The sequence below is a fragment of the Geodermatophilus sp. SMS 5-13 genome (assembly GCF_059428245.1).
The window spans coordinates 2199139-2214441 of record NZ_CP165729.1 but is presented as its reverse complement, the minus strand read 5'-3'; the positions used below and the strand labels follow the sequence as shown (position 1 = coordinate 2214441).

Genomic DNA, 15303 nt, shown 5'->3' with positions numbered 1-15303 from the left:
GAGGAGAAGAACCTGGCGTGAAGATCGCGGTCACCGGCGCCTCGGGCCTGATCGGCGGCGTCCTGGTCCCCCGTCTGCAGGCCGACGGCCACGACGTCCTCCGGCTGGTCCGGCGCACTCCCCGCACCGCCGAGGAGCACCGCTGGGCACCGGAGCACCGGCGCATCGACCCGGCGTTGCTCGCCGACGTCGACGCCGTCGTCCACCTGGCCGGCGAGCCGATCCGGCCCTGGCTCTGGACCAAGGGGTACAAGCAGCGGCTGCTGCAGAGCCGGGTGGACGGCACGTCCACCATCAGCGAGGCGCTGGCCGCGGCCGCCGCCGCAGATCCCGGCCGCCCGCGCGTGCTGATCTCCGCCTCGGGCATCGACTGGTACCCCGTCAGCGGCGACCGGGCGGTCACCGAGGCCGATCCGCCCGGCGACTCCTTCCTCGCCCAGGTGTGCGTGCAGTGGGAGGGCGCCACCGCCCCGGCCGCGGCGGCGGGCGTGCGGGTGGCGACCCTGCGCACCGGGCTGGTCCTGGCCCCGGACGCCGCCCTGGTCCGGATCCTCGGGTTGGTGTTCCGGCTCGGGCTCGGTGGCCGGATGGGCTCGGGCCGGCAGTACTGGCCGTGGATCGCGCTGACCGACGAGGTGGAGGCGATCGTCCACCTGCTCGGCTCCGACGTCTCGGGCCCGGTCAACCTGACCGCGCCGAACCCGGTGACCAACGCCGAGTTCACCCGCAGCCTCGGCCGCGTCCTGCACCGCCCGACGCCGCTGCCCGTGCCCGGCTTCGCGCTGTCCCTGGCGCTCGGGGAGTTCGCCCGCTCGAGCATCCTCGGCGGGCGGCGGGCGCTGCCGGAGAAGCTGCTCGCGTCCGGCTACCGCTTCACCCACCCCGACCTGGAACCGGCCCTGCGGGCGGCGCTGCGGCAGCACTGAGAAGAAGGACCCCCTCCTCCCCACCCCTCGCAAGCTCGCGGCGGTACCCGAGAGGGGGCCTCAGGAGCGCTCGGCTCGCTCGATCCGCCACCCGTCGCCGGTGCGGCGCAGCACCATGCGCACCGTCGCCTCGGGCCGCCCCGGCTCGGCACGGACCGCCAGCCCGTCGGCCGTGCCGGCGGGCACCACGTCGTAGCCGGGCCAGGCGTCGACGAGCTCGACCTCGGCGCGGTCCCCGTCGAGGGTCGCGGCGGTCACGCGGACGACGGACGGCGCGAACCCGCGCAGCACCTGCCGCGCCGCGGCGAGCTCGTCGACGAACGCGGCATCGGCGGCGCGCTGGGCGCTGTCCTCGGTGTAGACGCCGTCGAGCGGCCCGGGCGACGCGGTGGCGAACGCCTCGGCGCGGCGGCCGTACAGCTCGGCCAGCACCGGCCGCCACCCGGCCGGGTCGGCCGGCGCCTCGGCGCGGTCGGGGGCGAGCGGCTCCTCCACGGGCACGGGTGCGGCCGCCGTGGCCGGCGCGGTGGCAGCCGCCGACACGGCGCCGCCGCCCGCCCCCCACCGGGTGCCGAGCCAGACCGCCGCGGCGAGCGTGACCCCCACCGCGGCGAGGACGGCGACCCGGCGCAGCACGGGGACGATCCGGTCCCGCCGCGACTCGACCGGCTCCGGCGGAGGCTCGCGGCGGTGCCGGCCCGGCACCTGGTGGGTCAGCTCGGTGCGCGGACCGCGGCCGGTGCGGCCGAGCTCCTCGTCGGGGACCCCCGCCGCGGGCAGCCGGACCGGCTCCGGCCGGCAGGCGTGCCGCAGGTCGAGGGCGAACGCGCCGGCCGAGCCGCGCTCGTGGGGGTCGTCGGCCAGGCCGCGGGCGATGACCGCGATCAGCTCCGCGGGCGCCTCGGGCGCCAGCTCCGCAAGGTCGGGCAGCACGCCCGCCGCGGCGACGGCGAGGGTGTCGGCGGGGCTCGCCGCGTTCCACGGCGCGATGCCGGTCAGCGCGTGGAAGGCCGCGGCCGCGACGCCGAAGACGTCCGAGGCGGGGCCCGGGGCACCGCCGCGGGCGACCGTCGGGTCGACGTAGGCGGGGGTCACCTCGCCCGCCGCGGACTCCCCCAGCACCCGCGCCACCCCGAGGTCGGTGAGCACGGGTCGGCCCTCGGCGGTGAAGACGATGTTGCCCGGGGAGAGGTCGCCGTGGACGACGCCGTGCTCGTGCGCGTGCGCCAGCGCGGCCGCCACGGGCGCGATCGCGGTGACCACCTCGCCCGGCCGCAGCCGCCCACGCCGGCCGAGCAGCGCGGCGAGGCTGCCCCCGGGCAGCAGGTCCAGGACCAGCGCGACGCGGACCTCACCGCCCCGCCGGGGCTGGTGGACGACCTCGTGCAGCCGGACCAGGTGCGGATGGTCCAGCTCCGCCAGCAGGGCGGCCTCCCGGGCCTGCCGCTCAGGGTTGCCGGCGACGAGCACCTTCACCGCCACCGGCGCTCCCCCGCCGCGCGGCACCGCCCGCCACACCTCGCCGGAGCCGCCGCGGCCGAGCCGCTCCAGCAGCCGGTAGCCGGGCACGATCGGCGCGACGGCGTCCTCCGGGTCAGCGGGCATGCCGGGACGGTAGGTCGGCGGCGCGGTCCCCCGCCGCCGTTGTCCACAGGCCGCCGACCTAGGTTCGGGGCATGCCGGCGTCCGCACCGACCATCCTGGCCACCAGCATCGGCTTCGACAGCCGCGGCCGCGGCCCCTACGACTGGGCGCCGGGTCCGGTCTTCGACCTGGCGTTCGAGCTGGCCGGCGCGCCCGCGCGGCCGAAGCTGTGCTACCTCGGCACCGCGACCGGCGACGACCCGGTGCGGGTGGCCGGCGTGTACGGCGCGTTCGCCGGCAGCGGCGTCGAGGTCAGCCACCTCAGCCTGTTCACCATGCCGACGGTGCCCGACATGCGCGCGCACCTGCTCGCGCAGGACGTCGTCTGGGTCGGCGGCGGCAGCGTGGCCAACCTGCTCGCGGTGTGGCGTGTGCACGGCCTCGACGAGATCTTCCGCGAGGTGTGGCGCGCCGGCGTCGTCCTGGGTGGGGTGTCGGCCGGCTCGCTGTGCTGGCACGTCGGGGGGACGACGGACTCCTACGGCCCCGACCTGCGGCCGGTCACGAACGGGCTGGGGCTGATCCCCACGTCCAACGGCGTGCACTACGACAGCGAGGAGCAGCGCCGTCCCCTCTACCAGCGGCTCGTGGCCGACGGCACGCTGCCGGCCGGGCACGCGACCGACGACGGCGTCGGCCTGGTCTACCGCGGGACCGAACTGGTCGAGGCGGTCGCCGACCGCGCGGACAGGGCCGCCTACCGCGTCGAACGCAGCCCGGAGGGCGGCGTCGTCGAGACGCGCCTGGAGCCGCGACGCATACGCTGATGCCCGTGAGCGACCTGCAGGTGCTGCGGCTGGGACTGATCGACTACCAGGAGGCCTGGGACCGCCAGCGCGAACTCCACGCGCAGGTGGTGGAGGGCTCCGCGCCGGACACGCTCCTGCTGCTCGAGCACCCGTCGGTCTACACCGCGGGCAGGCGCACGCTGCCGCACGAGCGCCCGTTCGACGGGACGCCGGTCATCGACGTCGACCGCGGCGGCAAGATCACCTGGCACGGTCCCGGACAGCTGGTCGGCTACCCGATCGTCACGCTGCCCGACCGCAAGGACGTCGTCTCCCACGTCCGGCGCCTCGAGCAGGCCCTGATGGAGGTCTGCGCGGGCCTCGGCGTCGCCACCGAGCGGGTGGAGGGCCGCAGCGGCGTCTGGGTGCGTGCCGACGAGCGGGGGCCCGACCGCAAGGTGGCCGCGATCGGCGTCCGCGTGGCGAAGGGCGTCACCATGCACGGCTTCGCGCTCAACTGCGACCCCGACATGGCGGCGTTCGCGAACATGATCCCGTGCGGCATCGTCGACGCCGGCGCCACCTCGCTGTCGGCCGAGCTCGGCCGCGACGTCCCCGTCACCGAGGTCATCGACGCGGTCGAGTCCGCGATGCGCGAGGTGCTGATCGGAGTGGCCTCGTCGGTGTGACGCCGACGAATCCACTCCGCGTCAGCCCACGACGAAGTTGACCAGCCGGCCGGGGACGGCGATGACGCGGCGCACGGTCGTGCCGTCGATGTAGCCGGCGACCTTCTCGTCGGCGCGCGCCGCCGCCTCCAGCGCCGCGGCGTCGGCATCGGCCGGCACCCGCACCTGGGCGCGCACCTTGCCGTTGACCTGCACCGCCACCTCGACGGTGTCCTCGACCAGCCAGCGCTCGTCGGCCACCGGGAAGGCGTGCCAGGCCAGGGACGACGAGTGGCCCAGCCGCGCCCACATCTCCTCGGCGATGTGCGGGGCCAGCGGCGCCAGCAGCAGCACCAGCGGCTCGGCCACCGACCGAGGCACCGCCTGGTCCGCCCCGTACGTCGAGGTCAGGTGGTTGGTCAGCTCGGTGATCCGCGCGATCGCGATGTTGAACCGCAGCGTCGCCATGCCGTCGCGGACGCCGGCGATCGCCTTGTGCAGCGCCCGCAGCGTCTCCTCGGCGGGCTCGACGTCGGCCGCCCGGACCGCACCGGTCTCCTCGTCGACGACCACGCGCCAGACCCGCTGCAGCAGCCGCTGCGAGCCGACGACGGCCTTTGTCTCCCACGGCCGCGACTGGTCCAGCGGCCCCGTGGACATCTCGTACACCCGGAAGGTGTCGGCGCCGTAGGCCCCGATCATCTCGTCGGGCGTGACCATGTTCTTCAGGCTCTTGCCGATCTTGCCGTACTCGCGGTTGACCGGCTTGCCCTCGTAGAAGAACTGCCCGTCCCTCTCCTCCACCTCGGCGGCCGGCACGTAGAAGCCGCGCTCGTCGGTGTAGGCGTAGGCCGAGATGTAGCCCTGGTTGACCAGCCGGCGGAACGGCTCCTCGCTGGAGACGTAGCCCAGGTCGAACAGCACCTTGTGCCAGAACCGCGCGTACAGCAGGTGCAGCACGGCGTGCTCGACGCCGCCGACGTACAGGTCGACGCCGCCGACGTCGCCGGGCTCGCGCGGGCCCAGCCAGTAGCGCTCCAGCTCGGGGTCGACCATGCGCTCGTCGTCGCTCGGGTCCAGGTAGCGCAGGTAGTACCAGCAGGAGCCGGCCCAGTTGGGCATCGTGTTGGTCTCGCGGCGGTACTTCTTGGGGCCGTCGCCCAGGTCCAGCTCGACCGTCGTCCACTCGGTGGCGCGCGACAGCGGCGGCTCCGGCGCGGACTCGGCGTCGTCGTCGGCGAAGGTCTTCGGCGAGTAGTCGTCGACCTCCGGCAGCAGCACCGGCAGCAGCGACTCGGGGACGGCGCGCGGCAGCCCGTTCTCGTCGTAGACGACGGGGAACGGCTCGCCCCAGTACCGCTGCCGGCTGAACAGCCAGTCCCGCAGCTTGTAGGTGGTCGTCGCCTCGCCGTGGCCGTGCGCGACCAGCCAGTCGGTGATGGCCGCGATCGCCTCGGCCTTGCCCAGGCCGTTCAGCGACACCTCGTCGTTGGCGGAGTTGATCATCGGCCCGGTGCCCGTGTACGCACCGCCGTCCCAGCCGTCCGGCGGCTGCACGGTGCGCACGATCGGCAGGCCGAACGTCTCGGCGAACTCCCAGTCGCGGGTGTCCTCGCCGGGCACGGCCATGATCGCGCCGGTGCCGTAGCCGGTCAGCACGTAGTCGGCGATGAACACCGGCAGCTCGTCCCCGGTGACCGGGTTGACCGCGGTGACGCCCAGCCAGACGCCGGTCTTCTCGCGCGCCTCGTTCTGCCGGTCCAGCTCGGATCGGCGGGAGGCCTGCTTCTGATAGGCGGCGACCGCCTCGGCGGGGGTGGCCGCACCGCCGGTCCAGCGGGGGTCGGTGCCGTCCGGCCACGCGGCCGCGGTCAGCGCCTCGACCAACGGGTGCTCGGGCGCCAGCACCATGTAGGTGGCGCCGAACAGCGTGTCGGGGCGGGTCGTGAAGACCTCGACGGTCTCGCTGCCACAACTGAACCCGATCCGCGCGCCGGTCGAGCGGCCGATCCAGTTGCGCTGCATCTGCTTCAGCGAGTCCGACCAGTCCAGCCGGTCCAGGTCGGTCAGCAGCCGCTCGGCGTAGGCGGTGATCCGCATCATCCACTGGGTCAGCGGACGCCGGAACACCGGGAAGTTGCCCCGCTCGGAGCGCCCGTCCGGCGTGACCTCCTCGTTGGACAGCACGGTGCCCAGCCCGGGGCACCAGTTGACCGGGGCCTGGTGCAGGTAGGCCAGCCGGTGCGCGTCGACGACGGTGCGCCGCTCGACCTCGTCCAGCTCGGCCCACGGGCGGCCGGACGGGTTGGTGCCGGGCGCGGGCTCGCGCACCCCGGCGTCCAGCTCGGCGACCAGCTCCTCGATCCGGCGCGCCTTGCCGGCCGCTTCGTCGAACCAGGACCCGAAGATCTGCAGGAAGATCCACTGGGTCCACTTGTAGTAGCCCGGGTCGATGGTGGCGAAGCTGCGGCGGTCGTCGTGGTCGACGCCCAGCCGGCGCAGCTGCGCCTTGATCGCCTTGATGTTGGCCTCGGTGGTGATCCGCGGGTGCTGCCCGGTCTGGACGGCGTACTGCTCGGCGGGCAGGCCGAAGGCGTCGTAGCCCATCGGGTGCAGCACGTTGTCGCCGTCCATCCGGCGGAACCGGCTGGTGACGTCGGTGCCCAGGTAGCCCAGCGGGTGGCCGACGTGCAGGCCGGCACCCGAGGGGTACGGGAACATGTCCATCACGAAGAACTTGGGCCGGTCGGCCACCTTGTCGAAGCCGGCCGACAGCCGCCCGGTGGGGTTCGGCGTGTGGAAGGTGCCCTCGGCCTCCCAGCGGTCCTGCCAGGAGAGCTCGATCCGCTGCGCCAGCGCCGGGGTGTACCGGTGCGGGGGCACCTCGCTGCCCGGGCCGGTGCTGCTCGGCTCGGTGCCCGTCTGACTGGCCGTCTGGCTCATCGCGCTCGCTCCTGGGTGCTCGTAGGCGTCGGTAGGCAGAAAAAAACCCCTCGCGCAGGAGGGGTCGCCGTGCTGTCCGTCTCGTTCAGGTCAGCACGGCCGCAGAAGGAGCAGCCCACCGGACACACGCCCAGAATACCCCGCCGCCCGGACGCCCGACGCCGGACACCGGGGCCGCGCCCAGCTCAGCCGGCGTAGAGCCGCCGGAGTTCCTCGGCGAGGGCGAGCAGCCGGGGGCGTGCCTCCGGCGAGGTGATCTCCAGCCTTCGGCCGAACCCGGCGAACTGCGCCGCGAGCACCTCCACGGAGGGGCCGCCGAGCTCCACGGGCACCCGCCCGTCGTCGGCCGGCTCTCCGATGCTCACCTGGGCCGGCCCTAGCCAGCGCCGCAGCAGCGGCACCAGGGCGGGGTCGGCCAGCGCCTGCACCCGCGCCTCGACCCGGCGGCGCTCCACCTCCTCCGCGCTGGCCTCCCACGCCGTGCGCAGGTCGAACCCCTCCGGCCGCCGCACGGGCGCGCCGGTCGGCGCCACCTCGGTCACGCGGCCGACCCGGAAGGTGCGCACCCCGGCGTCCGTGCCGGCGATCAGGTACCAGACCCCCGCCTTGGTCACCAGGCCGAGCGGGGAGACGGTCCGGGTGGACGGCGCCTTGCCCCGCCCGGCGTAGCCGAGGACGACCTGCTCGCCGTCGACCACCGCCCGCTGCAAGGCCGGCAGGTGCTCCGGCTCCGGTGGCGCGGTGCGGCCCCAGGTCGCGGCGTCCACCACGACCGCGGTCCCGGCGACGCGCGCGCCCTCGCGCAGCGGCGCCGGCAACGCGCCGAGCAGCTTGCGCAGCGCCGCCCGGGCCTCCGGGGTGGCCGCCGACGCCGAGCCGGCGGCCAGGAACAGCGCCGTCGCCTCGTCGGCGGTGAGCCCGGTCAGGTCGGTACGGGCGCCGCCGACCAGCGCCCAGCCACCCCCGCGGCCGGGCGAGCTGTACACCGGGACGCCGGCCAGGCTCAGCGCCTCCAGGTCGCGCCGGGCCGTGCGCTCGGAGATCTCCAGCTCGCGGGCGACCTCGGCCGCGGTCAGCCGGCCGCCGGTCTGCAGCAGCAGGAGGACGGCGATCAGCCGGTCGGCGCGCACGGTCGAACCTTCTCACGGAAACTGGCCAGAGGATGGCCAGTTTGGCTGCGACGGTGGCGGCATGACGATCTCGACACCGCCGACGACCGACCCCCGCCCCCGGTTCGCCGCCGCGACCGCGACCGCCGTCGCCGTCGCGTCCGCCGTCCGGCCCGACCAGCTCGCCGGCCCGACGCCGTGCACGGAGTACGACGTGCGCGCCCTGCTCGGCCACCTCGTGTCCGTGCTGCGCCGGGTGGCCGCCGTGGGCCGCGGCGCCCCGCCGTTCTCGGTTCCGCAGGTGACCACCGACGTGCCCGACGACGGCTGGGCCGCCGCGGCGCGGGCCGCCGCGCACGACGTCCTCGCCGTCTGGGCCGACGACGCGCTGCTCACCCGGGAGCTCACCCTGCCGTTCGGCACCTTCCCCGGCGCCGCGGCGCTGGCCACCTACACCGGCGAGCTGACCACCCACTCCTGGGACGTCGCGGCGGCCACCCGGCAGACGCCCGACTGGGACGACGACGTCGTCAGCGCCGCGCTCGCCGCCGCCCACCGCGTGCTGCCCGCCGAGGGCCGCGGCGAGGGCATCCCGTTCGGCCCGGTCGTCCCGGTGCCGGACGACGCCGCGCCGATCGACCGGCTCGTCGCCTGGCAGGGCCGCGACCCGGCCTGGACGCCGGCCGCCTGAGCTCGACCGTGCGGTTTGTCGCGCCAAAGCACGGGTGCTTTATCGCGACAAAGTGCGGGAGGGGGCGCCTCAGCCGAGCTGGGGCGCCACCTCGGCCGCGATCAGGTCCAGGTGGTCGAGGTCGGCGAGGTCGAGCACCTGCAGGTAGGCCCGCTGCGCCCCGGCCTCGGCATACCGGCCCAGGACGTCGACGACCTGGGCCGGCGTGCCGCCGACGTCCGAGGGCCCCCACTGCCCCGGCGTCCGCCGGATCGCGGCGGCCCGCCGGGCGACCTCGGCGTCGTCCCTGCCGACGCAGACCGTCACCGCGGAGCTGTACACCAGCGACGCGGCGTCCCGGCCGGCCTCCTCGCAGGCCGCGCGGACCCCGGCGAACAGGCGCCCGTTCTCCTCGGGCCCGGCGAAGGGCACGTTGAACTCCGCGGCGTAGCGGGCAGCCAGCCGCGGGGTCCGCCGGGCGCCCTTGCCGCCGACGATGATCGGGATGCCGCCGTCCTGGACCGGCTTGGGCAGCGCCGGGGAGCCGGCCAGCCGGTAGTGCGCGCCGTCGAAGTCGAAGGTCTCGCCCCGCGGGGTCTGCCACAGCCCGCTGAGCACCGCCAGCTGCTCCTCGAGGCGGTCGAAGCGCTCGCCGGTCGGCGGGAACGGGACGCCGTAGGCGGTGTGCTCGGCCTCGAACCAGCCGGCGCCGAGACCGAACTCGACCCGCCCGCCGCTCATCTGGTCGACCTGGGCCACGGCGATGGCCAGCGGCCCCGGCAGCCGGAAGGTGGCCGACGTCATCAGCGTGCCCAGCCGGATCCGCGCCGTGTCCCGGGCCAGGCCGCCCAGGGTGATCCAGGCGTCGGTCGGGCCGGGCAGCCCGTCCCCGCCCATCGTCAGGTAGTGGTCGGACCGGAAGAAGGCGTCGAAGCCGGTCTCCTCGGTTCGTCGCGCCACGGCCAGCAGGTCGTCGTAGGTGGCGCCCATCTGGGGCTCGGTGAAGATCCGCAGCTGCACGCGCCCGACGCTAGCCAGCGGCGCGGACCTGCGCCCACCGGGCCGGCCCGGGGTGTGCTCGCGACCCGGACCGGGCAGGATGGCCGCGAGTCGATCTTTTGGAAAGGGTGCATGCCGTGTTCCGCAAGAAGACGCATGGCGAGGTCATCAGCGCCGAGCTGCAGGAGGGCCTCAGCCACCTCGGGACGGCCGCGACCGAGGCCGGCCGCGCCCTCGCGGAGGAGCTCGCGCCCCGCGTGGAGGCCGCCCGCGAGGCCGCCGCCCCCAAGGTGGCAGCCGCCGTCGCGGCGGCCGCGCCGGTCGTGGCCGGCGCCCGCGACAGCCTGGCCCCGCGGGTCGAGGCGGCCCGCGAGGCCGTCGCCCCGCGGGTCGAGGCCGCGCGCGAGGCGATCGGGCCGCGGGTGGACGCCGCCCGCGTGGCCGCCGCCCCGCGGGTGGAGGCCGCCCGGGCCGCCGCGGTCAAGGCCGCCGCCGATCTCGCGCCGCGGGTCGAGGCGGCCCGTGAGGCGCTGGAGAAGGACGTCGTCCCGAAGCTGGCGGCCGGCCAGGCGGCCGCGCTGGCCTACGCGGCGCCGAGGGTGATCGCGGCCCGGGAGGCCGTGGCCGCGGCGGCCGAGACGGCGCTGCACGAGATCGAGGTGCGCCGCGAGGAGCTCGCCGCGAGCACCGCCGAGGCACGCAAGCAGGCGCAGAAGAAGGCCAAGAAGCAGCGCAAGCAGCTGGAGAAGAAGGCCGCGAAGACCGCCACCAAGGTCAAGCGGAAGGTCGGCGTGGAGCCCGAGCCGCGGCGCTGGCCGTGGCTGCTCGCCGTCCTCGCCGTCGGCGGGGTCGCGTTCGCCGTCCTCCGGCGGCTGAAGGGGTCGAACGAGTCCTGGACCCCCGCCCCGGCCGGTGACGGCCCCGTTCCCAGCTACCGGGAGGACCCCGTGCCCAGCAGTGAATCAGGGAGAACGCCCTCTGCCGGGCAGACCGCACCGGGCGACGCGTCGCCGCCGGACGACGACCTCGGCACGCAGATCAACCAGCCGGTCGGCGGTCCGGACGACGAGAACCGGGGTGACGTTCCCGAGCCCGGCTCGATCCGTCCCGCGGACCCGGCGCTCTCCGAGACCGTCGCCGGTCCGGACGCCGTGGCGGAAGGCCCGAGCGGTGTCGACCCGCGGACCGACGCCACCAACCCCACCGACACCCCTCGCGGCCCGGGCGGCACCCCGCTGGCCGACCGCGGCCAGGAACCGCGCCTGAACCCGCAGGACCCCGCCTGACCCGGCCTCCCTGCAGGCTCCCGCCGCGAGCGTGCGAGCGGTGAGGGGCAGGGAGGTCCTTCGTCCGCCCCGGGACGAGCCCCGCGCTCGGCCCGGGGCGGCCGTGTGTCCGGGTACCGTGCAGGTCATGACGGAGACGGCCGCGCCGACCACGGACCCGGGATCGCCGATCGGGCCGGGCGGCCGCAAACTCCTGCGCCTCGAGGTCCGCAACAGCCAGGTGCCGATCGAGCGCAAGCCGGAGTGGATCAAGACCCGGCTGCGCACCGGCCCGGAGTACACCGAGCTCAAGTCGCTGGTCCGCCGCGAGGGGCTGCACACGGTCTGCGAGGAGGCCGGCTGCCCCAACATCTACGAGTGCTGGGAGGACCGCGAGGCCACCTTCCTCATCGGCGGCGACCAGTGCACGCGGCGCTGCGACTTCTGCCAGATCGACACCGGCAAGCCCGCCGACTTCGACGCCGACGAGCCGCGGCGGGTGGCCGAGAGCGTGGCGACCATGCAGCTGAAGTACGCCACGGTCACCGGCGTCGCCCGCGACGACCTGCCCGACGGCGGGGCGTGGCTGTACGCCGAGACGGTCCGGCAGATCCACGCCGCCGTCCCCGGCTGCGGCGTCGAGCTGCTGATCCCCGACTTCGACGCGAAGCCCGACCAGCTGGCCGAGGTGTTCTCCTCCCGGCCCGAGGTGCTCGCGCACAACGTGGAGACCGTGCCGCGGATCTTCCGCCGGATCCGCCCGGGCTTCCGGTTCGAGCGCTCGCTGTCGGTGCTCACCGCGGCCCGCGAGGCCGGCCTGGTCACCAAGAGCAACCTGATCCTCGGCATGGGCGAGGAGCCGCACGAGGTCGTCGAGACGATGCAGGCCCTCCACGAGGCCGGCTGCGACCTGCTCACGATCACCCAGTACCTGCGCCCGTCGGTCCGGCACCACCCCGTCGTCCGCTGGGTCAAGCCCGAGGAGTTCGTCGGGTTCTCCGCCGAGGCGGAGAAGATCGGCTTCGCCGGGGTGCTGGCCGGGCCGCTCGTGCGCAGCTCCTACCGCGCGGGGCGGCTCTACCAGCAGGCGATCGAGGCGCGTGGGGTGACGGCGCAGGCCTGATCCTCGGGACGGCGCCGACGCGCCCTTATCCTGGGGGCATGGCACGCAGCAAGCCCACAGACACCCCTGCTCCCAGCGGCAAGGCCGGACGCGGGCCCGCGGCCGGCGGGCGGGGGCGAGGCGCTGCGAGCGGCGCGACCGCGTCCGGCCGCAAGGGCGACAAGAAGAGCGGCGAGAAGAAGCCTGGCCGGCTGAAGCGCTTCGGCGCGCAGCTGGGCATGATCAAGCAGGCCTACACGATGACCCGCAAGAACGACCCCAAGCTGCCGTGGATCCTGCTGATCGTCTTCGTCGCGGTCTTCGCCGTCGTCGAGGTGATCGCGATCCTGCTGGGTTCACCGTTCCTGTTCCTGCCGATCGCGATCCTGCTCGCCGTCCTCACCGCGCTGATCGTCTTCGGCCGGCGCGCGCAGGGCACCGCCTACCGGCAGGTCGAGGGCCAGCCGGGCGCGGCGTCCTGGGTGCTCGAGGGCATGCGCGGCGACTGGCGGGTCACCTCGGGCGTCGCCGGCACCCCGCAGCTGGACGCCGTCCACCGGGTGCTCGGCCGGCCGGGGATCGTCCTGGTCGGTGAGGGTGCGCCGAACCGGGTCCGCGGCCTGCTGGCGCAGGAGAAGAAGAAGGTCGCGCGCGTCGTCGGCGACACCCCGATCTACGACGTGATCGTCGGCGACGACGAGGGCCAGGTGCCGCTGAAGAAGCTCTCGGCGCACGTGATGAAGCTGCCGCGCAACCTGACCGCGGCCGAGGTCAACGCCCTCGGCCGGCGGATGAGCGCGCTCGGCGGCCCGAAGATGCCGGTGCCCGGCGGCCCGCTGCCCGGCGGCAAGTCGATGACCATCAGCCAGCGCCAGGTCCGCCGCCGCTGAGCTCCGGACTTTCGGCGCGGAAAGTCCGGAGCTCGCGAGGGACTTTCCGCGCCGAAAGTCCCCTGCGGCGTTCAGGGGACGTCGCGACGGCGCACCAGGGCCAGCGCCAGGACGGCGAACCCGGCCAGGTAGAGCGCGACCCAGGCGGTGGCGACCGGCCCGGTCAGGGTGTCGACCACGCCCGGGGTCCGCTCGCCGGTCCCGCCGAGCGCCCCGACCAGCGACCCCGCCGCGGTGCCGGGCAGGTGGTCGGTGACGACGGCGATCGCGTCGAGCACACCGCTGACCCCCCGCAGCAGCGTCTCCACGACCAGCGCCCAGAGCAGCCCGAGGCCGACACCCAGCGCCGGGCTGCGGGTGAGGACGCCGACCAGCACGCCGGCCGCCGTCCACATGCCGAGCACCAGCAGCCCGGTGCCGAGGGCCTGCATCCAGTTCCCGGCCGAGGGCAGGTCGATCGGCTGCCCCTCGATCGCCGCGATCCCGCTGGAGACGCCGAGGTCCACCACGGCGGAGACCAGCACCAGGCCGACGACGAAGACGGCGAGCGCGACGAGCGTGCCCCCGAACGCCGCCGCGCGAGAAGGTCCCTGCGTGAGGACCGTCTTCCAGGTCCCCCAGCCGTAGCCGCTGCCCACGGCGAGGGCGCCCATGATCATCACCAGCGCACCGCCGAACATCGGCATGCCCTGGGTGAGCGTCACCGGCGCGGCCGCGGGCAGCAGGCCGGCCAGCAGCGTCCCGGCCGGGGCGCCGGCGGCGGGACCGACCGTCGAGGGGTCCCCCGTGCGGTAGGCGATGTAGTCGAACACGTACCCGAAGCTCACGTTGAGGGTTATCCAGACGCCGAGCAGGACCCACAGCGCCGGCCAGCGGCGCAGCCGCAGGATCGAGCCCTGCCCCGACGTCCCGGCGGAGATCGCTTCGGTGGCTTACCGGATCGTGCAGGAGTCGCTGACCAACGTGCTGCGGCACGCGGGCGGCGCCCCGGCGGAAGCGCGCCTCACCTGCGGCGACGGCGGGCTGACCGTCGAGGTGCGCGACCGCGGCGCCGTCCGTCCCGGGACGGCGGCGCCGCCGGGGTCGGGCCTCGCCGGGATGCGCCGGCGCGCGGAGGCGGTCGGCGGCGGGTTCAGTGCCGGTCCGGCGCCGGCGGGCGGGTTCGAGGTCCGGGCCGAGCCCGCTCGCGGTTTCGTCACGGGTGGAATCGCCGTGATCCGGGTGGCGGTCGTCGACGACCAGGCGCTGGTCCGCATGGGCCTGCGGGTGCTGCTCGAGTCCGAGCCGGACGCCGAGCTGGTCGGTGAGGCCGCCGACGGCGCGGCCGGCCTGGACCTGGTCCGCGCGGCCCGGCCGGACGTCGTCCTCATGGACATCCGGATGCCGGGCACCGACGAGCTGACCGCGCTGCGCCGGATCAGCGAGGACCCGGCGCTCGCCGGCGTCCGGGTCGTCGTCCTCACGACGTTCGAGCTCGACGAGTACGTCTTCGAAGCGCTGGCGGCGGGCGCCAGCGGCTTCGTGCTCAAGGACGGCGACCCCGCGGAACTGCTGCGGGCGATCCGGGTGGTCGCCGACGGCGGGTCGCTGCTCTCCCCCACCGTCCCCGGCGGGTGATCGAGCAGTTCGCCGCTGCGCCGGCCCGCCGCTCGGCCCCGCGTCCCGGCATCGGCGAGGTCACCGAGCGCGAGCGGGAGATCGTGGCGTGGGTGGCGACCGGCCGCTCCAACGACGAGATCGCCGCCGAGCTCGTGGTCAGCCCGGCGACGGTGCGCACGCACGTCAGCCGGGCGATGCTCAAGCTGCGGGCGCGCGACCGGGCCCAGCTCGTCGTGTTCGCGATGGAGTCGCGTCTGCAGGTCGAGCGGTAGCTACCGCTCCCGGACGACGGCGGTCTGGGTGAGCCGGTCGTGCAACCCCCGGCCGTCGGCGTCGACCAGCAGGGCCGGCAGCAGCAGGATCAGCAGCGCCGTCCGGACGACGGCCCGCCAGGGGGCGAGCCGCGAGCCCTCCTGCGGGTGGGCCAGCCGCAGGCCGCACACCCGCATGCCCGGCGTCTGGCCGAAGACGACCAGCGTGCCGACGGTGATCGCCGCGAAGCTGACCAGGCTCCAGTTGCCGGGCAGCCGCGGGGCGGTGAACAGGCCGGCGATGAACGCCGAGGCGATCGCGTCGACGAGGAAGGCGACGACGCGGGTGCCGAAGCTCGCCAGGGAGCCGGGGCCCTCGGCGGGCAACCCCAGGGAGGCGCCGCGCCGGCGCTCCTGAGAGGGTTGAGCTGCGTCCCTGACCATGACCGCCAGCGTAGTTAAAGGACCCCCTGCCCCCACCACTCGCAAGCTCGCGGTGGGACCCTGCA

15 protein-coding genes are annotated in these 15303 nt (G+C 75.2%); 9 read left to right on the top strand and 6 right to left on the bottom strand.

Annotated features, from left to right (window positions below):
* Positions 1–17: 17 nt before the first annotated feature.
* Entirely contained in the window at positions 18–926 is a 909-nt protein-coding gene (locus AB3388_RS10815) for a TIGR01777 family oxidoreductase (protein ID WP_495410773.1), read from the top strand.
* 60 nt (positions 927–986) lie between these two features.
* On the opposite strand, the gene AB3388_RS10810 is transcribed toward AB3388_RS10815, so the two are convergent.
* Positions 987–2531: a serine/threonine-protein kinase gene (locus tag AB3388_RS10810; RefSeq protein ID WP_495410772.1), complete on the bottom strand. Its 1545-nt coding sequence runs from the start codon at positions 2529–2531 to the stop codon at positions 987–989.
* Between the two features lie 71 nt (positions 2532–2602).
* Here AB3388_RS10810 and AB3388_RS10805 point away from each other — a divergent pair, with 71 nt between their 5' ends.
* Both AB3388_RS10805 and lipB read left to right on the top strand, forming a co-directional pair.
* Complete coding sequence (locus AB3388_RS10805; RefSeq protein ID WP_495410771.1) at positions 2603–3337, top strand: Type 1 glutamine amidotransferase-like domain-containing protein; 735 nt, start codon at positions 2603–2605, stop codon at positions 3335–3337.
* A 5-nt stretch (positions 3338–3342) separates the two neighbouring features.
* The gene (lipB, locus tag AB3388_RS10800) at positions 3343–3987 is read left to right on the top strand and encodes a lipoyl(octanoyl) transferase LipB (RefSeq protein WP_495410770.1); all 645 of its coding nucleotides are present in this window, start codon (positions 3343–3345) and stop codon (positions 3985–3987) included.
* Between the two features lie 21 nt (positions 3988–4008).
* Here the strand turns inward: lipB and leuS are convergent, their stop codons facing one another.
* Both leuS and AB3388_RS10790 read right to left on the bottom strand, forming a co-directional pair.
* A complete protein-coding gene (gene leuS / locus AB3388_RS10795) occupies positions 4009–6909 on the bottom strand; it encodes a leucine--tRNA ligase (RefSeq protein ID WP_495410769.1) in 2901 nt (966 codons plus the stop codon).
* Between the two features lie 185 nt (positions 6910–7094).
* Positions 7095–8039 (bottom strand): helix-turn-helix transcriptional regulator, encoded by a 945-nt coding sequence (locus tag AB3388_RS10790; RefSeq protein ID WP_495410768.1) that lies wholly within the window; start codon positions 8037–8039, stop codon positions 7095–7097.
* Between the two features lie 61 nt (positions 8040–8100).
* Between AB3388_RS10790 and AB3388_RS10785 the strand changes: the two genes are divergently transcribed.
* Complete coding sequence (locus AB3388_RS10785) at positions 8101–8709, top strand: TIGR03086 family metal-binding protein (protein WP_495410767.1); 609 nt, start codon at positions 8101–8103, stop codon at positions 8707–8709.
* A 69-nt stretch (positions 8710–8778) separates the two neighbouring features.
* Here AB3388_RS10785 and AB3388_RS10780 read toward each other — a convergent pair whose 3' ends face one another.
* The gene (locus AB3388_RS10780) at positions 8779–9708 is read right to left on the bottom strand and encodes an LLM class F420-dependent oxidoreductase (protein ID WP_495410766.1); all 930 of its coding nucleotides are present in this window, start codon (positions 9706–9708) and stop codon (positions 8779–8781) included.
* A 116-nt stretch (positions 9709–9824) separates the two neighbouring features.
* Between AB3388_RS10780 and AB3388_RS10775 the strand changes: the two genes are divergently transcribed.
* From AB3388_RS10775 to AB3388_RS10765, 3 genes are all read left to right on the top strand, one after another.
* A complete protein-coding gene (locus AB3388_RS10775; RefSeq protein WP_495410765.1) occupies positions 9825–10973 on the top strand; it encodes a hypothetical protein in 1149 nt (382 codons plus the stop codon).
* Between the two features lie 127 nt (positions 10974–11100).
* Positions 11101–12075 (top strand): lipoyl synthase, encoded by a 975-nt coding sequence (gene lipA, locus AB3388_RS10770; RefSeq protein ID WP_495410764.1) that lies wholly within the window; start codon positions 11101–11103, stop codon positions 12073–12075.
* A 38-nt stretch (positions 12076–12113) separates the two neighbouring features.
* A complete protein-coding gene (locus tag AB3388_RS10765) occupies positions 12114–12944 on the top strand; it encodes a DUF4191 domain-containing protein (protein WP_495410763.1) in 831 nt (276 codons plus the stop codon).
* A 71-nt stretch (positions 12945–13015) separates the two neighbouring features.
* Here AB3388_RS10765 and AB3388_RS10760 read toward each other — a convergent pair whose 3' ends face one another.
* Entirely contained in the window at positions 13016–13771 is a 756-nt protein-coding gene (locus AB3388_RS10760) for an ABC transporter permease (RefSeq protein ID WP_495410762.1), read from the bottom strand.
* A gap of 100 nt (positions 13772–13871) precedes the next feature.
* Between AB3388_RS10760 and AB3388_RS10755 the strand changes: the two genes are divergently transcribed.
* Both AB3388_RS10755 and AB3388_RS10750 read left to right on the top strand, forming a co-directional pair.
* A complete protein-coding gene (locus tag AB3388_RS10755; protein WP_495410761.1) occupies positions 13872–14561 on the top strand; it encodes a response regulator in 690 nt (229 codons plus the stop codon).
* Positions 14558–14815 (top strand): response regulator transcription factor, encoded by a 258-nt coding sequence (locus AB3388_RS10750; RefSeq protein ID WP_495410760.1) that lies wholly within the window; start codon positions 14558–14560, stop codon positions 14813–14815. Before AB3388_RS10755 ends, AB3388_RS10750 begins: the two co-directional genes overlap by 4 nt.
* Here the strand turns inward: AB3388_RS10750 and AB3388_RS10745 are convergent, their stop codons facing one another.
* On the bottom strand, positions 14816–15238 hold the full coding sequence (locus tag AB3388_RS10745; RefSeq protein WP_495410759.1) for an RDD family protein: 423 nt from the start codon (positions 15236–15238) through the stop codon (positions 14816–14818).
* Positions 15239–15303 lie beyond the last annotated feature (65 nt).